The sequence below is a fragment of the Affinundibacterium flavidum genome, assembly GCF_014284175.1.
Lineage (GTDB): Bacteria > Pseudomonadota > Gammaproteobacteria > Burkholderiales > Burkholderiaceae_D > Undibacterium > Undibacterium flavidum.
Map to the genome: position 1 here is coordinate 86,127 of NZ_JACOGA010000015.1, position 20,366 is coordinate 106,492.

The following is a 20,366-nucleotide window of genomic DNA, read 5'->3' on the forward strand; positions in this document are numbered from 1 at the left end:
AAACTAATAATGTCCGTCGTGACGGTTGGCAAAGAGGAATCGATCTGTCCATCCGTCCAGCGTACGGCCCATAGACGGCCATCTGTACCGAAGGCTAAATCGCTAACCTTGGTATTGGAGAAGTGCTTCCACGCTTTGCCAGCATTGGTTTCACGTGGATTGTAAATTTCAATCCCATTACCTGACGACACATAGATCAATCCATTATCCGGATTGATTGCCAAGGCATGCGTTAAGGTATTGCCACTAGGTCCTTGATGGCGACTAATGATCGCTACATTAGACCCACTTTGGGCGTCGATCAACAAAAGCTCATTGCCCGTCATCACCCAAACTTGACCTAATTGATCGACCGCCATATCCAAGATGGGCGAATCTAAAGAGGCCAACGGAGTCGTGTTGTGACCACCATCCTTACCATAAATGAATAATTCGTTGCGACCAGCGCCAGCGCTTGCCAACACACGTCCGTCCGGCAATTGCACCATCGCTAAGACGCCTATATCGCCTTGACTACCAGAGAAACCATCAGCGAATGCTCGCACCGTCATCGGTGAGACTACCTGTTGCAGATCCCCCGCCTGGGTGGCGATGATAGTACCCGGTGTTCCTTGTAATGCAGTCTGGAAGAGAGGGTTGCTGACGTAGGTTCGGTCTTGCGGTGCCGCCGGCATTTCGGCACTCGTTTGTACGGTTTGATTGTTCCCTAAGTTCACGGCATTACCGCCATCGTCTGGTAATACGGCATTGACGATCGTTGTCGCTTCACGATTGCCAGCGCTGTCGGTAGCCGCTGCAAGGAATTCGTAAGTATGACCTGCCGTGCCCGTGAACACCAACTGACCATTGGCAGTTGTCATCTGCTTTTGCCAGATATGGAAATCACCACCATCTTCTGCTACATACAGCGTGACATACTTGACACCACTGGCATCATCGCTCGATTGCCACTTGACATTCAAGCTCACTTCGTTGGCACGATTATTCGGCAAGGAGGTGACTGTTAATGTTGTTTGTGGCGGTTTTGCATCGAGATTAAGCGAATTTTTCTCACTATCGATTGGCGGCAGGTCATCAAAGAGGATACGCGCACGCGTATCGATCGTTGCACCAACAAGCGCCTTCGGATTTGCTTGGACTGTGTAGCTGACAAAACCTATTTTGTTTCCACCTTTATCATCAGGAATGAGCAAGCCACGAATAGGATCATTCAGCACTTCACCTGTATCTGGATTGATCGCTTGTAATAACCATGTTGCTGTGCGACTTTCTGCATCTACACCACCACTCACACGCAAAATAAAGCCTTTGTTCCGAGTGAAATCAAAATCGCCTTGGAACACTGCCTTATCGGCAGGGATATGAATATTAATATCACCAAGCTTGATGTCATTCAAACGCAAAGTGCGTGCGTCTACATCCGCGTCCAATTGCGTCACAATACGGACTTGACCCAATGCGTGATCACTGGTGTTTTTAAAGTCGAGCGTATAAGGCAAATCGACATTAGCTGGCACATAAGGAACGCCTTGTGTATTCAATACTGGTTGTGGCCCTTTAATGCTGATGACGGCAGCCCCTGCTGTTTCTTTGGCAGCCGCTTGCGCGAGATACTGAACCAAATTAATCGCTTGAGGCCCGATAGGTTTAAAGTCCATATCCAGCAAACCAATATGTCGCAAGTACTCTTGTTCAGCGCGGTTACCTGCAAACACATTGAAGTTAACGAAATGCGTTTCATTCGATGCGTGGGCGTTGTAGTCGGCAGGATTCGGAGCGACTGGCACCGGCACTTCGACATCTTCACCCTGATCCACAGGCCGGTTTTCCATGTAATCGATAGTCGCTGTTTTGGCTAACGGGTCACCCGAGTAACGCGCCGTATCACCGTACCAACTTTGAACACGATTAAAGAAGTCCAGAATGCTCGCCTGTGTCTTATAGTTCTCGCCCCCTTTACCTAACAAGATGCCAGTCGCTAAAGTCGCATTAAGGCTCACCACTTTGGCTTGCAAACGAATCGGAGGCGCTTGATCAACAGGTCGTAACATCCCCGCCGCTTCGAGCGCAGCTAACCAGCCTTGCGTCCATTGCGCGCTATCGGCTGCGAGGATTTGCAGGTTGGCTGGAGCACTCGTGTCTTTCAAGATGGCATCGCGCAAACGTAAGGCATAGGCAGTCTGTTCAGCAATGAATTCTTCGCGAGTGATAGGAGTCGCGTTACCAAAAATATTGAAACGGAACGGCAGCGCGACTGATTCGATTTTAGACAAATGCGTTTCAGGCTCACGAGAGACGAAGCGTCTGGCTAATCCCGGGGCAATCTTGTCAAGATCGGCAATGCCATTATCGAGTAATCCCGACGCCTTCCATTCCGGACGAATTTCATACAGCTTATTACGTAAGCCCGGGAAATCGTACTCCATCCACTCTTTCAAACCAGGATAGGTTTGCACACTAAAGCTAGCTGCAGCCATACCACTACCCGCGATATCGAACGCATACCCTGGTGCTAGATTAAAGCCGGTAGTATTGGTTTGTCCATCTAACGAAGCCCATGGAATATCCTTACGCAACGTACCATCTGTTGGCGTCGTACCGTAGGTTTGGGTATTAGCAATATCTGGATAAATCACGCCTTCTGGTTGACCACCGACGTTACTCGCAAAGGTAATGAAGGGTAGATTCAATCCATCTAAAACATTACTCGCATTACCCATGTTGGTCACACCAACGTCAAAGCGGACATAGGGAGTATCGACGTTCGTTAAACTTTGTAGTGCCACACTGTAGGTATTTGCTGCACCAGGGGCCAGTTGATCACTACCACCGATACCAATGGTGACATCAGGATCGATCATACGGTCGACCAAGTAACGATAGGTTTCCGTCACCGTCTTGCCATCTGGATTAATAACTTGGACGTCATATAGGCCATGCGGTACGTTTTGTAGATTAAAAATCGCCCGGATATGTGTCGCATCAATCACTTGCCAACGCTCAGGTTGAATCTCAAAAACACCAGGTCGCGACAATTTCACCAAGGCACCTGCCTGGAATTGTGCACCCGTAATATCCATAGTCACCCAACGATGCCCATCATCCCCCGTACCACCCGTATTCGGCGTGATATTGGTAATGGCCAACGGCATCAAGTCAGCACGAATCGTGACTGGCGTATTCGCCGCAGATTGACGCGCACGGACTAACACATAGTAATCACCTGCTTTGGTGCTCGGAATAATCGCCTGTTGATCAGGGGAAATCGCTGACAAGTAAGCGGCGTCGTAGTTATAGCCATTCGGTGTATCGCCATAACGGATATACACTTCATTGGCACCATCGCTTGCGGAAGAATCAAGCAAAACACGCAAAGTTTGACCTGCGGCGACGCTCACTTTGTAGAGCTTGCTTTGACCAGTACTGAGGGTGATCGACACATTATTGCCAACCGTCAAAGTCGGTACAGTGACATGCATCGTACCGCCCACCGCGACCAAGTTATTAAGCTTGCCCTGTGGGAGATGCAAACCATTCGCATCAAAGCTAATAGGCCCTTCATACACTTGATTGTAAATATCAGGACGCACCACGATATGCCAATGACCATCTTTTAAGGGTGGTAACTTCGCAGTCAAACTGCCAGAATAATTCGCCCCACTCACTAAATCGCCGTTGTGTTCTACTTTGCCAAGTAAAATATCACCGAGATCCCAGCCGTTATCAGCAGAAAGATACACGGAATCCGTCCAGCTACCGTAGGCGGTGTTCGTAGAGTTATTGGTGATGGTGTAATCAATGCGCACCGGATCACCGACAATCGCCTCAGTAGGAACATTAACGGTCAATACTTGTAAATCGGCTGGTGGCGGCGTCACGATCAATAATGGTTGCGCTGCGGCGACCACATTATTGTCTTTATCTTGTTCGATCACCGTGCCGTTATTGGACGATCCTTGCGCCCGCGTAGGATCACTGACCACAAAGACATAATAGGGTCCATCAAGATTGACCGGCGCTTTAAAGTTCAAACTGACATCGTAGTTGCTGCCCGCCTTCAAGCCGCCATTGTGGGTAACATAGCCCAAATACTTATCACTCTTCAGATCGAGATTACGGTCTTTAGAGATATAAATTAAATCCGTCCAATTGGATTGATCCGATGGCGTATCACCTCCTTGATTATTAACACGGTAAGTCATCGCGAAGTCTTGGCCCGCCACCACCGATTGCGGAATCGTGATTTGCGTGACCACCAGATCCGGTGGAGTAGCTAGCGTAATCGGTAACGCAATACTCGCCACGTTATTCGCTTCATCTTTAAACTCGCCAACCAAACCACCGCCATACTGCGCATCCACCGTAGCCAATCCAGCTTTAATCGAACTCGGCGTGGCATATCCTGATAAGTCATTATAAATATCCGTATCGGCTTTGACGATTAAACGGAAGTTACCGCTAATTGATGTTGGCAGCGTAAAAGTGGCCGAATTGGTATATGACTCACCAACAGCAAGATAGCGCGGCGCACCTGTTTGTTGGTCGTATAAGCCCGTTTGTCGAACACGCAACAGACGCTCTGCATCACTACCACGATCCACCAAGGGGTTATCAGCCATGTCAATCGCATCATCATTCGACAAATAGATACCGTCAAACCAGCCATTGGTTCGCACTGCACGCGTACCATTATTGGTGACAGTCCAGGTCGCCGTAATGGTTTGACCAGAGAATGGATTAGGATTAGATAATTCAATCTTAGTGACTTGAAGATCCGGTTCTTTATAGCGAATATTGAGCGTACCGCGACCAACATTATTCAGATTATTCGTGCCTTCAAACACGCTAACCTGATAAGCCTCGTAGGCCTCCTTATTGCGATAAGGCTCGCCAGTCAACAACTCTGTCGCAATGTGGTTGTCGTAACTAATTCGTCCAACATTAGATGGTGGCAAATCACTATCAAGCGCAGCATGACCGACATCTGTTAGGACATAAATATAATATTGCCCTTCAGTACCCGGCGGTAAAGCAAGGTTTGCACTCGCTGTATAACTCTGACCTGCAGCCAATCCCGCGGTATTGCGATGAGTGAGTGAGCCCATGTATTTAGCACGACCAGGGATGAAGGTCGAGTCTTTACTAATATAGACTTCGTCAACCCATGCTTTCGTACCCGACCAGACATCTGCTCCATTGTTGGTGACCGTCCAAGAAATAGTAGTGAGCTCACCGGAATCGTTGTCTGGAAGTGTTTGTACACTCGTTACCTGGAGATCAGACGCTGCATTAGTTACTTGAGCAGCGACGGCTTTCACATTATTGGTTTCGTCAAACTCTGCAATTTGCGGCACCAAACTCGGCGCATCTGTTTCGACAATGACGAAAGCGCCCGAAACGGAAGGTCCTAATTTCACAGTCTCACTGACGGTATAGGTTTCACCATTGCCTAAGCTACGATCTTGATCATATCGCGCAATCTCCCACTTCACTTTCGCCAATTTGAGATCGGCATTATCTGCAATCCAGACGCGATCGGTCCATTTTGCAGACAGTGAACTGGCCACACTTTGTACTGTATAAGAGAAACTAAAATCGTTACCCGCAACGATATTCGGATTAAAGCTAACGGACTTCACTTCCAGATCCGGTTTAGTCACTCCCAGAATTTTGATGGCACGCGCTTTGTAATCAGAACTTTGAATCGTGGTCGGATCATCTGAATTGACATTGATTGCCAAAGAATCTTGCGGAATCACACCATAGGTATCGGTCCACACCGTGATATTGTAGTTTCCTGAAATGACATTATCGGGAATTTTGACATTAAATTGACCGAGGTAATCTTCACCGACAGCCAACATACCTGTATGAGTCACTTGACCGAGATAGATGTCACCTTTCGATGGGGATGGTTTGCCTTTACTTGTAGTCAACCAAACACTATCGGTCCATCCAGTGACACTACTGCTCTCTCCTTTGGTGGCGGCACTCCCTTTGTTCGATACACGATAAGAAACATCAATAGTTGCGCCATAGCTTGCTTGATCCGGCGCGACCACATTACTGGCCACTAAATCGGCAAAGGGAACAGGTTCAATAGTGATCTTCTTGACGGCGATATTGTTCACTTCATTCGGGTATTCATCGATACGGTTATCGATATCAGCAGCCACAATAATGTATGCATCACCACGATAACGCAGTGGAATCGTGAATGAGTCTAATAGACTGGTATAGCTTTGTTCTGGCGCGAGTGCACTGGAGCTCTCGATGCGTCCGAGTAAAACGGCATTTGCATCCAGTTGTCCGCTCAACGACAAGTAGACGGCGTCAGTCCACTTCCCAGAGGTAGGAATACTGCCATTATTGGTAATCGTAAAGCGCAGACCGGTCGAATTACCCGCCTTGATGGTATCGACCATACTAATTTGACCAGCACGTAAATCTGGGCGTGGCGTGTAGTTGACCACGATCTGTTGGCCAGAGAGACTGACATTATTCGTACGCGCAGAGCCATGTTCGTAGACCTGCTCATTGACTCTATTTTGGTTACCGAGAACACTATTGGTCGTGACACGAATTCGATACGCGCCCTCAATTTTACTAGGCAGACGGATTTCTTCTGTCCGTGTATAGTTTTTACCCGATGTCAAACCATGATTGTAGGCAAATTCACCGATGGTGATAGTTGCACCTGTTCCACTGACGGGTACTAACTCGACTTTATCTAACCATTGACCTTCCGCATCACCTGCACCTGTATTCTGCACTGTCCAGGAGATCGTCGTCACTGAGCCTTCTTGCGCAATGGCGGGCACCGTAATATCACCAACCACCAGATCAGGGGAAACAGACAATTGAATCGGTGTCGCGATCGACCTACCTACATTATTATTGGTGTGCGTGAACTCAAACGGACCCACTGTAGCAACGTTCACATAGTAGGTACCAAACAAACCATCGGGAATATTTACCGTCAAGGTGCTGGTATATTGTCCATTAATAGCCAATTGTCCTAAGTGCGTCGAACTTCCCAACTCAACACGATTACCCGTACCATCTGGATTAGCACTGAGCCACACATTGTCAGTCCACGTATTCGTATCCGTAATGCCTATACCACGATTGGCAATACTCCATGTCACTTGCAGCGGACGGCCACTCATAGGTGTGCCGGAAGTCGTCACCGAATCGACCATCAGATCCGCATAGGGCTTCGTCATGACATCTAAGGCAACATTCGACTCCATGACATTGTTGGCGTTGAAATTATTTTCCCAAACCTTGCCTTCGCTATTGGTCTTGACAAAAACATGACCATGCCGATTCAGGCCTGGTCGTAATTCATAGGTCACATCCGTTGTATAACTCGCCCCCACATCAAGACCATCGTTATGTGTCAATTTACCCATCACGATATCATCGGCATTCCCCAAGATCTCGTCTTCAGAATAAACAACCACATCCGTCCAAGACAAGGTACGGCCTCGTCCCGTCCCTTGATTAGTAACGGTATAGCTCACTCTGACCAGGGCCGGATCAGCAATGATTTGTGCAGGATTGGTAATCGATGTCACCGCCAGATCGGCGAATTGATCTTGTTCAATGACCAGATCTTTGCTGACAATGTTGTTGGCCAACAGGCCATTTTCATCAACCGTACCCTGTTGATCTGTGACCACGATCAGGCGATAAGCGCCAGACGTTGACACGGGAAGCTGTACATTCACAGCGGCATCAATACTACCGCCCGCCAGGACCAGCGCATGGTTCACTTCGCCAAGCTTGATGTCGTCTGCACTGAGACTTCCATCCCGTGAGAGGTAGATGGTATCTTTAATATTGGTCGCGTTCTTCGTGCCAATATTACGTGTTGACCAGCTCAACCCTACCGTTTCGCCGCCCTTCAACAACCCAGAAACCGCCAAATCCTGCACGGCAAGATCTGGGCTCACTACAGTAATAGTTTGACTCGCGATATTGTCTGTCTCGTTCAATTCATTGACGTAATTAAACGCATCGGCTGCCACCTCTAAACGCCAAGAACCTGACGGAATGGACGCCACGCGAATATTCACATTCCGATTGACTACACCAGTCATGTCTAAACGCTGGTTAACTGCAGGGTATGCGAGGTCGATGACTTGTGCTGGATTATTTGTATTGACTAAGCGAATACGCTCTTGTAGCCAAGAATCGGCTACTTCATTTCCTGAGTTCTTCACAGAGTAACTGACCTGCACATATTCACCTGCAGCCCAATTGCTCGGTGCGGACAATCCAATGATTTGTAAGTTCGGCTTCGGTTCTGGCGTAATAACGGTCGCATTTGCCGCAACGACCGCATTGTTTTCCAGATGACCTGGCTCGTAGGTATTGCCAAAAACGTCTGTTTTTACGACAAAATAATACGTACCGACCACATCTCTAGGAATTTGAATATCCGCGGTCGCGTTATAACTTGCGCCTTCCGCTACCGCACCCACATGAGTGACACGTCCTAAGCTTCGTAAGCTGCCAGATAAATTGGGGGTAGTAGAAATGAAGACTTCATCTACCCAATTGCTCACGTCACTGATGGTGTTACCAGTATTCGTGACGCTCCATTCGAGATGCACATTGCGATTTGCAAAGGCGGATGCCGGAATCACATTGAGCGTTGGTACCAGGTCGGTGTACGTATTAATTACATTGATAGCACTTGAAAACTTGACGTTATTGGCTCTGCTATCCGGTTCGACCAAAGTCGAATCTGCGTCCGTAATGATCGCAATTCTGTATTCGCCTTCCAAGCGCGTAGGGATTTTAACCGATGCGGTACGATCATAACTAGCGCCACTGATCAAGACGCCATTATGCGTAACACTGGACAAAACGATGTCATCAGCATTGCCGACAATACTATCGCGCGTCAATACAATACGGTCAACCCAGGACGCAGGCGTACTCACAGGACCAGTATTGCTCACTCGCCACGCAACATCGATGGTATTACCAGCGCTCACGCTCGTTGGCACGGTCACAGTACCGACAACCAAATCCGCATACGGTTTGCTTAGTGAAACAATGCTGGTGAGTGCCTGATTATTCGCTTCTGCGTTGCCAGTCAGATTCGCTTCAAAAATCGTTCCCACACCTGAGGTATTGCGGTCTGCGGTCACACTCACTTCAATATCACCAACACCGCGCAAACCATCCGGTAATTTAAAGCTAAAGCTACGCGCCCTTAATTGACCCGCCGCAATGACACCATTTCCCGCAACAGCGGGGTCATAATAGACCGTCGATCTATTCAGCTCTTCACCCGTCGATCGATTCCTTACTACGATCAAATCGTAAAATGCCCCATTGATAGCCGCATTGCCAGCATTGACGTCGTTCCACTGGAGGTTAATGGTGTCTCCAGCCTGAGCACTTGTTTGCCTAATCGCCAAATCTTGAATGAGCAAATCAGGATACGGAGCAAGCGCTGAAGTGATGCTAATGTGTGCGGCATTGTTCGTTTCGGCGGTGCCGTCCAGAGCACTTTCAAAAATCTGATTGTAGTAATCAGATGTCACCTGAATATCCAAGTTACCGACGCCTCTCAAACCATCTGGCAATGTGAATTGAGCACTACGAGCACCTGTTTCGCCCGCCGCTATCTGCGCGCCATTAAAATAGATAACCGTATCCAGCAACACTTCATTGCTTGTCAGATTGCGAATATAGACACGATCATAGTATCCCGTTTTCACAGAACCATTGCCGTTATTCAAGTCGTTCCAACGAATGGTGAGGTGATCACCTGAGAATACAGAAGCTGGTTCAACGACCAAATTCTGCACTTGTAAATCGGGATAGGTCGCCAAAACAGAAGAAAACACGACCTGTCCAGCATTATTGGATTCCGCAGTCGCATCCGTATTGCTTTCAAAGATTTGATTGTAAATATCCGAAGACAACTGAACTTGGAAATTACCTGCACCTCGCACGCCTTCTGGCATGTCGAATGTAAAACTATTCGCACGTGTTTCACCCGCGGCGATTTCTGTCGACGGGATATAGATATCCGTCGACATCAAGCTTTCATTGGTCACCGTATTGCGAATACTGACACGTGTATAGTAAGCACCCCGCACAGGCGCGGATCCTGAATTGAGATCGTCCCAACGGATCGTAATAGTATCGCCGGACTCAATGTCCGCAGGTAACACTTGCAGATTGCGAATTTCAAGATCTGGGTAAGGCGCCAGCGTTGATGAGAAACTTATCTGAGCTATGTTATTTGTTTCCGCAGTTCCTGACGGATTTGTTTCATAAAAAGCGTTTCCATAATCCGCTTGAATGTCGACCACAAATGAACCGGTCCCAGTTACACCATCTGGTAATACAAAATTATAGCTACGCGCTTGTCCGCTGCCTGCAGTTAATTGATCGGCACTAACATATACAGAAGTGCGCACGATAACTTGATTCGTTAAAGTATTACGGACGGTCACGCGGTCATAGTAGCCACCACTGACCAATTCAGTACCCTCGTTTACATCTGTCCAACGAATCGTGACTGAATTTCCTGATTGTGGTGACGAAGGTTCAACTGCTAAATCGCGTACCTGCAAATCAAAATCAGGTCGAACCAAATGAATAGCATCGAGCGCCAGTACATTATTGGTTTCGTCAGATTCTGCAACATGACCAAATTCATCCGCACGTACGACGATGTAGTAATCCCCTGTTGGCCAATCAACGCTCACGGGTAAAACCACTTGTACATTGCCACTCGACACCGCACCCGGTTCTATGGCCGCGCCATTGGTCTGAACATACGCTAAACGAACTGCACCACTTAAAGTTCCATCACGAGACAACCAAATACCGTCGTAACGATAGCCAGACGCAGCATTCGTACCAATATTCGTGACATTCCAAGACAAGTCCAAGGTTTGCCCAAATCTCGAGACAGTGGATGCATTGATCGCGCTGACCGCCAAATCTGGTGAACGAACGGTGATCACGGCACGATAACGATCATCCACCTCACCATTGACACCATTGGCGTTTTGATCCATACGATTACCGACCATATCAGTGATATCCGGACCAATCACAATTTGATAGTCGCCATAACGCATTTGCGCATTAAATTCGACCCGAACTGTATTCCCTGTTGTCGTCACACGGGATATTTGATTACGCAAATCAGCGCCATCTGGTCCTCTTAATTCAAGAATATCGGCTACGGAAACACTAGCTGCATTGAGCGCTTCGCTGAAGTTGAACTCGATCGCACTAAATGGCGCATTGACACTAGACGTGGGAGTTTGTCCAATGACACGTGGGCCACCGTGATCGACTGTGAAACTTCCACTAAAGCTGACGTTGTTTTCACCCTGCAAATCTTGCAGTACATTAGATAACAAGGTGTAGCGATAAGTGAGCTCTTCATCTCTGGCATCAATAAAGAATCGCACGGTACGACCGTCAAGAATTTGCAGTCCCGTAGCAACCGCACCATTATCCAAAATCAGGTCAGACGCTTGAATCGTATCTAAGCGTAGTCCTTCAGAAAACGTCAAATCAATATGAGATGGTGGTACTGCTACAATCTGTGCTTCTGCAGGTGACTGACGTGACACACGCGGTGGCGTACCAGATCCAGTAGCTCCAGCCACTGAAAGTACAAAACTACCTTGTGTATTGTTTTCACTGACCACTTTAACCCGATAAATACCCGCCTTACCAACCGGTACTGTGTATTCAATACGACCATTCTTGCCGTCAATACCATTCGCATTGACCGCGACTTCTGTTCCGTCTGGCGCGATTAAAATCAACTTGGTATCCAGCGTATTGACTGGCTCACCATCACCATCACCTGGCGTCGTGGTTGAGATGACCAACGAGTCGCCTTCATTCACATTAATCAAATACTGATTTCCACCACCCAGACCTAGTGGCGACGTTGTTGTGATGATGGAGTTGAGACTGTAAGTACCAGTGTAGCCACCATAAGAATCGGCGACGATATAGTAATCACCTGTATAGGTAAAATTCGCGAAATCGATGTAGGCCGTAACACCGAAAGTATCGTCGTTATACGCGAGACGCTGTCCCAAATTATTATACAAATGCAAGTAGGTATCGGCGAACGAAATACCGTCCATACGGACGCGCAAACGGTCTCCTGGTGCAGCATGAAACTTAAAGAAGTCCCAATCGCCATCACTACCTAGACTAATTTGCCCGCGAACAATGGCCTGATAATCGTTCCCTCCGATTGACGTAAACGAACCAGATAAATCATTCGCAGTCGCTAACGCGCCATTGTTTTCAGTTTCTGCCAAAATCTGTTGTGCATATTGACGCAAAGCGCCCTGTACCGTTGCCACTGCACTAGAAGGATCGGTGTTAATAACTTGCGCATTCGTCGGCAAGTTATTCGGTTGACGATCAAAACTGGCACCACGGTTCAGAAGCAGACTATAGGCTCCCGCCGTAGTTCCGCTCACACGAACATAGTATGTTCCCGTAAGTGCCGGAACGAAATCGGCAATGTACTGATCCAAATTCGATGCATCGCCTAAGCCCATGGCGATCAAAGTATTGTCTGGGCCAAATAACTCTAATGTGATCCCGGTATTACTTGGATGCAAATCGTGCGTCAATGCCACTGTCGATGCCTGACCAGCGTTGAGCGTAAAACGATACCAGTCGCTTTCTACACCATTGAGTGTCCCCCTTACTGCGCCACGCGTAGCATCCCCCCCCAAACTAATGAAGCTAGCATCGAGTTGCTGCGCTGTTTCACGTGTATTATTGCCAGTTGTTTCTACTGCAGCATTGAGCACCACACGAATTCGATACTGCCCTGCTCCCGTCACGCTACGTGCATCAATACGATAAACGCCTGCCTGCGTAACGTGAAGACTTTGCAATAATACTGGTTGACCAGCACTCGTCGCCTCCGCGGAGCCTAAAATAGCGCTGCCATCTGGTGCAACTAAACTTAGCTGCGCTTGCACCGAAGCATCCAGCGCAATCAACTCCAGCGTGACTGATTGACCGACATCGAGTGAAACATTGAAGCTATCTAGATCACCGATATCGTAGAATGAAGACGTGACCGTGCTCTCAAAAATCAAAGAACCGGAAGGCTGCTTATCCAAAAACGGTGTAGGGAGCAAGGTCGTCGCGGAATCAACTGCAAAATGCACGACAAAGTCACTACCACCATTGAGTGCGTTTCCACATACATCTTTAAAACCGGACTGCAACAGAGTAATTTGATAATGCCCCTCTGGCAATTGAGGAATATGCGCGCTGAGTTGATTCGTCGTAGCGTTATAACTAAACGCACTCAAAGAGAGCTGGTTACCCGTGGTCAAATCAGTCAACACAAGTTTTGACTGATTGATCAAAGCCGTATCCAAGCCTTCACTAAACTGGATAATCAAATCTCTAGCATCCATGCTCAACACGGAGCCCGTGGGAATCGATATCGAACTAACGACAGGCGCGACTGCATCGTATTCAAATTGTTGCGTGTAAGTCGGGATGAGATTGCCACGAAGGTCGGCCACTCCACTCAGTTCAATTGCATTGGTCCCGTCCAACATCTGCAATCCGGAAATATCAAATTCAATGGTTTGTCCATCAATAATCTGAAATCCCGTGACAGGCAAACCATTCACCTTCAAGGTATCCGTAGAAATACTACTGAGCAAAACAGAATCTGAGAATGTGAAACGAATACTCTGCGGCAAACTATTGGCACCATATTTCGCACCAACAGGTAAAGAGCTATGCGCCACAGCAAAATTCGCGGAAGCTGTTCCCGTCGCCCCCAATACTGAAAGAACATAATTACCATGCGTGCCATCGACACTTTGCACTTCCACTCGATAAGCACCCGCCATTCCAATAGGAATAACATAGTCAATCCGTCCATTGCGCCCATCAGGTTGGAGAACACTCTCTGCAACAACCTCACCATCGGGCGCGATCAAGAATAACTTGGTCGCCAGCAGATTATCGGGCTCACCCGCACCATCTCCAGGCGTCTGCGTGGTGATCTGCAATTGGTCCCCTTCGTTGGCCTGCACCAGATAATGATCGTTGCCACCCACAGCGTGACTGGACAGATCAAAATTGGCAACAGCACTCAACTCTGCGGCACTCATTCCCTCCAATGCGTCTAATTCCAGATTTTCAAGTTGCACTGCACGCGCATTAGCCGTTTGTTGATCGCCACCTTGACTCGCAAAATGCATAATAATTTGCGTTTCGCCGGGTGCTAATGTGAGGTGATATGCGTAAGCGATATTGTCGCCAGAACGCGTGAAACTGGAAGGACGCAAACGGCCATCAGCACCCGCAATCACGTGCGTGACAACAGGATCCCCGCCACTTGTCCCAGGATTGCTGTCATCGGTGATCAGCCAATTATCATCAACACCGACATGTGCATCACCTGTCGATGTAAGAACAAAACGTTCACTACCGTCGGACCCTAAATTGGTAGCAATCGACACATTGTAAGTAACAGTCCTACTGCTATCGTTAGTAATAATTTCTAAAAAGCGCGCATAACTTTGTCCTGTTGGCACAAAGATTTTTCGCGTTTGACGAACTCCACTCTCACTTATCCTACCCTCTAAAGTGACGACTCTGCCATCTTCAGACACCAAGTCGTTACCACTACGGATAAAACTTGGGCTATTGAGTCCACCATCAAAGGCGTCAGAACTTCCATCGCCAATACTACCGTTATTTGCAATATCCCAACGATAACCAGCGGCATCAACAAGATTGACAGGAAACGATGAGATCGGCACACCGTCGTCCTGCGCGACTGCCTCCGGTGCACCACTTGCAATAACTTGACCTGTACGGGTAATGTCTTGTAAGGTGCCCGCCTGTTTCGGAGTGATCTCCAGGGCAGCACCCCTTGCTACCTGTAGAGTATAAAGACCATTCGTGCTTCCACTGACATGCGCAAAATAAGTGCCCGTCACTGTCGGCACATAATCGGTCAAATACGTATCCACATTGGCTGCATCTGTTCGACCGACTGCTTGCAAGAAACCATTCGGGCCAATTAATTCCAAACGAATGTCATTGGATACAGGATGAATCGCATGCGTTAAACTAAAACTCGCTGGCTCACCTGCTGTAAGTTCAAAACTATACCAGTCACTGCTATCGCTGTTATTACTATCAAAACGTCCTTCCACAGAACCAAGCGTTGCGGTACTGCCCAAATGCACAAAAGCGGCATCTATATGCTGCGCAGTCTGCTGTGTATGATTAACTCCTTGATCTACCGCGGCATTTAATAGCGCGCGAACAGAATAACTACCCGCCCCCAACAAGCTACTCGCATCGATTCGATACGTGCCACTCACATTCAGCGCAACAGATTGCAGTATCGTTTTTTGTCCTACCGCATCGGTATGCTGGGTAGCCAAAACGGTCGTACCATCTGGCCCTACTAGTGCTAATTCCCCTGTAAATGCACCTTCCGCACCTTCCGCAGGAAGTAATTCAATCGTGATTGTTTGTCCCGCGTCGAGATGAATCGTAAAACTATCGACATCACCATCGCCATGAAATACCCCGGTTACATTCGATTCAAAAATGTTGGAACCTGCGCTGTATCGCACCTCTGCCATCAAAGGCATCTGTCGCACAGCACTGTCCGCATTAAATTCAACTGTATAATCGCTTCCCCAATTTAATGGAATGCCATCAGTATCTACAAAATCGGTATTCTTAAGGCTGAGGCTATAATGCCCCTCTACTAAAGCAGGAAATTCAAAACGAACTTGTTTACTATCACTATCGTAGGTCGCCGCATTCGCGGTAACCTCCAAGCCCGACAGGGTATTCACCACATGCACGCTGTTAGGGCTGATACGATCTGGATTCAGTTGTGTATTGAAACCAAATTGCATGTTGACGGGGCTTCCCACCGCGACTGCGCCAGCATTAAGAGACGAAGAGCTTACCGCCGGTGCGATCACACCAGGGTAGCCATGAACGACTGTTTGCCCCGTCTTTTGACCCAGTAAGTCATATTGAAATAAGGTACGTGTATCGAGTGGACGTTTCAAGCCGAGCGTCAAATCAGATAAATAGACTTGCTCACGCCTTTGTACCGGAATGATCGACGCATACACTCGCTCTTCACGCAAGATACCAGCACCGTCATAGAGATACTCTGTCAGTTGCCCATTTACATCGACATGCCCAGTTTTTAAACCATCATTATCGTAATAATAGAAATGCGATAGATCAGTTTCACTCACTTGCAGAGAGACATCAGAGTAAAAAACTTGCGTTCCCCACTCGACTACATTGGCCGCCTGCGCATATTGCGTTGTGCGTATGACCTGGGTGTTCATATCGTAAAAATATTGTGTGACCATTCCATCTTGGTCAATCATCAATTCTTGACGCCCCATTTCATCGTACACATACCACGTTTTTTGATTCCAACTATCGGTCAATGGGCGAACTTCATCAAAGGTCCATTCGACAGGTTGCCCACTCTCGTCCACTAAAGTTTGCACATCAACGATGGTATCGTAATGGCGAGAATGTACTACTTGATTGGCCGCATCGTAAAAGTACTCAGTCGCATAGCCTACGTCATCAATCTCGGCTATTTCTCTGCCGCCTTGATCATAAAAATACCAGGTACGAGCACCAGTCGCCGCTTCCAGCATGCGCACATGCCCCGCTTCATCATAAAAATACTTTTCTGCAGACGCTGCATTCGCCGCTAAAGAGGACAGCAAACGACCATCTTTGTCGTATTGATTAACGGTCAACGAACTATCGGTCAGGGTAAGAATCGTGCGTTGATGAATATCGTCATAAACCGTCGTAGAAACACCGACATCGCTATCATTCACACCCGTCAATCTTCCCAAACCATCGTAGCTATAAACCGCAGTATGTCCACTTGCAACATCATATTGACTGAGTAGGCGGCCCGACTGATCATAGACCCGTCTGGTTTCATTACTACCGGCCAAGGCACCCGACAACTCAGCATCGTCATTCACCGCTGCATAACGTGTGACGGTTGAAACTTGACCATGCACATCATAACTAGTGTCGACACGCAACACATCGTGCCGTATAGAATGGGGTGTCGGCGTCGAACCTGAAGAACCACTACCGTCTTGACCATCGCCGATCAACATTGCCGCGATTTCTACTACTGACTCAGCACCTGAAAGAGAATGGGTGTCGAGATATGTGTTGAGGTATTCCAAATTCGAAATTCGCTGTCCCAAGGCATCATAACGGAACTCACTCACACGTCCTTGTGCACTGATACTAAAACGCAGTAATCCCGAATCGTCATAGTAAAAACGTGATATTGCACGGTCGTCAGCTCCTAAATGTGCAACAGAGGCATATTGCACACCTTCGCCCGTTGGCGTATCTGGTACATCAGCATATTTTTGAATACTTTCGACTTGCCCTCTCGCGTTAAATTGCCGCTCAATCGTAAAGCCTGACGCATCGCGTACTAACACCTGATGACCGTGTTGATCATACTCTTGCAAAGTGACCTGCCCCAACGGATCCGTCAATTGCGTCAAATTTCCTTGCGGATCATACTCGTAGTAAGTACTCGCGATTCCATCTTGATTGACTTGATCAGATTGATGCAGCCGCCCTTCATCATCAAAATGTAAAATCTTTGTTTCGCCAGAATCAATTGACACCGTCGTCGTTCTCGCCTCAGCGTCGTAATCAAAGCGTATCGTTTCGTTTTCACCAGTGGTGATGGTCTCTAAACGAAATTCCCCCTCAAACTCCACATAGGTGAACGCCTGACTGACACCATTGCTTTGCTCGATACTCGCTACCCGCGTACTATCACCATCATACGAATAACTCGTCACATACGTTACACTATCGATAATCTGACCGTCAGCAGGAGTCAAATCCACCGTGACTGAACTCAGTCTATCTTGCGCATCGTATGCATAACGTACCGTCGTTTGCTCCTGCCAAGAACCATCTTCATTCTGAGTCTTGGTTCGAATGGCACTTTGATTGAAACTATCGTAATCATAAAAAACTGCCTCTCCAGTATCACTAATGGCACTCTCGAGCAGGCCGTTTTCGGAATAAGTAAATTGAACTTGCGATCCACCAATACGATCCAGTGTAGAAAGTAAACGCCCAGTCGCAGCGTCATAGCGCTCCTCCAATTTTCCAGCGCGATCTTGCCAAACCAGATTCTCACCATCAATGCTGATGCCATTTTGAAAATCTTGCTCAACGACATCGATATAATTCTGCGTCTCATTTTGCCATTCGTAATTCCTTTGACCACCACGCTGATCCCATAAAATAAGGCTACTATCAGGGCGCCCTAACTCACCACTCAACTCAACACGCTTCGCATAAAAGCCCGTATTCCAGTTATCGCCGTTATCGTCGTTAAATCGTCCTTGACTGTTATACGTACGAAGCACGCCAAGATCTAAACCATGATCCTGCAAAAATTCATCTTGATTATCAATTAATAAACGTCCGTGAGAAGCATCGATGGCAATCTTTTGTCCATTCGCCTGCGGCGTTGCGAGATCAATCTGACTATTCTTCCCCCTCAAACCCAAAGACGAAAAGTTCAGGACAGAGTTGCTTCCATTAACATTAGCTACCATTTTTGATTCCAATCAGATAATTTTAATTAGCAGAATTTTCATCAAGATTAGTATTATTTCTTACAAATCTTGGCGTTACTGCAACATATCCATGAAAATCAAAAATGGTTTAGAAAAATGAGAACTTTTTATTGAAGCAAGACAAAATTTAAACTCCCAGGTCAAGAATTTAAAAACGACAATCGCTGTTTATCCCTTAATAAACAGTGATTAAAATGAATATAGTCAACAGTTTTTAGCCTTCTATTTGGGACGCAAAGAGAGGCTTCGCCACATAAACTGAATTTTCGATAGGAGTTAGCCAGTCGCGTCAAACATTATTCGAAACGAGAGGTAGCAGAGAAAGCTCAAGTTGAAGCATCTTTGGTTCAACTTGCTTGATGCGTTTATTGTGTTAGTCTAAAAATCTGCATGACGCAAACGAACAAGTGAACGCAAAGATATCGGATGACGTATCAACTGCAAGACACGATAATTTTCTTGGAACTGCTCGCATTTTTTCAAGAGTCAATTTTTAACAATGACGCTCGAGAAGCTCAAAGGGAGTGACTGCCTCTACATTGGACAAATCTGGGGATCCGCCACGACACATTTTTACTTCAAAATCGTGCGCCCTGTCTGTTGCTGCTTTATGCGACTCAAAAGTTCTCACTTGAGTTCGATAGCGTTACGCTGAACTAAGGCAGAAACTAATAAGAACTACAATTGATAATTGATGTTATATATTGCCCCCAAAAAAGTTATGGGAACAAGGTCTCGCAGTCCATGTATACGACTACGAAATAATCCAACAGACGAAAAAAAAGCCTACATTATGTAGGCTTTTAATTTCACTGAAATCTTGGTTGCGGGGGCAGGATTTGAACCTACGACCTTCGGGTTATGAGCCCGACGAGCTGCCAGACTGCTCCACCCCGCGTCTGATAAGTAGAACTATACAGGACTTTGCTGCTTTGCGCAATTTCTTTCTATGCTTAAGCATTATTCACAAGCCTATTTCTATTACAGCTTCATGACCTAGAGTAGTTTTATCATCTACTCACGCAGAGAAACAAGCAGGCGGTGATACACTTTCACAGATTCAATTTACGTCATTGCTCCGAAAGCTTTACACCATGAAATTTTGCTCTGTTTGCGCTGCGCCAGTAGCTTTGAAAGTTCCCGCCGACGATACGCGTGAACGCTTTGTTTGCACAGACTGTGGCACGATTCACTATCAAAATCCGAACATGGTGGTTGGCACCTTGCCGATTTGGAATATCGCGGGCGAAGTTAAGGTACTCCTTTGCAAACGCGCCATTGAGCCACGTTACGGCTATTGGACTTTGCCTGCGGGTTTTATGGAGAATCAAGAAACCTGCCGCCAAGCGGCACAGCGCGAGACGATAGAGGAAGCTGGCGCAAATATAACGCTGCATGAATTGTTTTCTGTACTCAGTGTGCCGCATGTGGATCAAGTCCACCTATTCTATAGAGCGACATTAATTGATACGAATTATTTGGCGGGTACTGAGAGTCTCGAAGTGGCTTTGTTTAGCGAAGATGAAATCCCGTGGAATGAAATTGCCTTTCCTACAGTAAGCCAGACTTTAAAGTTCTTTTTTGAAGATCTAAAAAAAGTCCGGACTGGTGGGCAATTTAGTCTGCACGAACATGATTTTTTTAAATCGCACCGCCCTGACTAAACAT

General features: G+C 47.2%; 2 protein-coding genes and 1 tRNA gene (1 of these 3 only partly in view). 1 reads left to right on the plus strand and 2 read right to left on the minus strand.

Features of this window, described 5'->3' with window-relative positions:
• Both H8K55_RS15920 and H8K55_RS15925 read right to left on the minus strand, forming a co-directional pair.
• Nucleotides 1–18,677 carry part of the coding region annotated (locus tag H8K55_RS15920; protein ID WP_186943053.1) for a tandem-95 repeat protein on the minus strand (this coding region is incomplete at its 3' end). 15,025 nt of the annotated region lie to the left of the window's left edge, so 18,677 of the 33,702 annotated nt are shown.
• An 842-nt stretch (nucleotides 18,678–19,519) separates the two neighbouring features.
• A tRNA-Met gene (locus tag H8K55_RS15925) sits at nucleotides 19,520–19,596 on the minus strand.
• A 196-nt stretch (nucleotides 19,597–19,792) separates the two neighbouring features.
• Here H8K55_RS15925 and H8K55_RS15930 point away from each other — a divergent pair.
• Nucleotides 19,793–20,362, plus strand: a complete 570-nt coding sequence (locus H8K55_RS15930) for an NUDIX hydrolase (protein WP_186943054.1) — start codon at nucleotides 19,793–19,795, stop codon at nucleotides 20,360–20,362.
• Nucleotides 20,363–20,366: the final 4 nt, after the last annotated feature.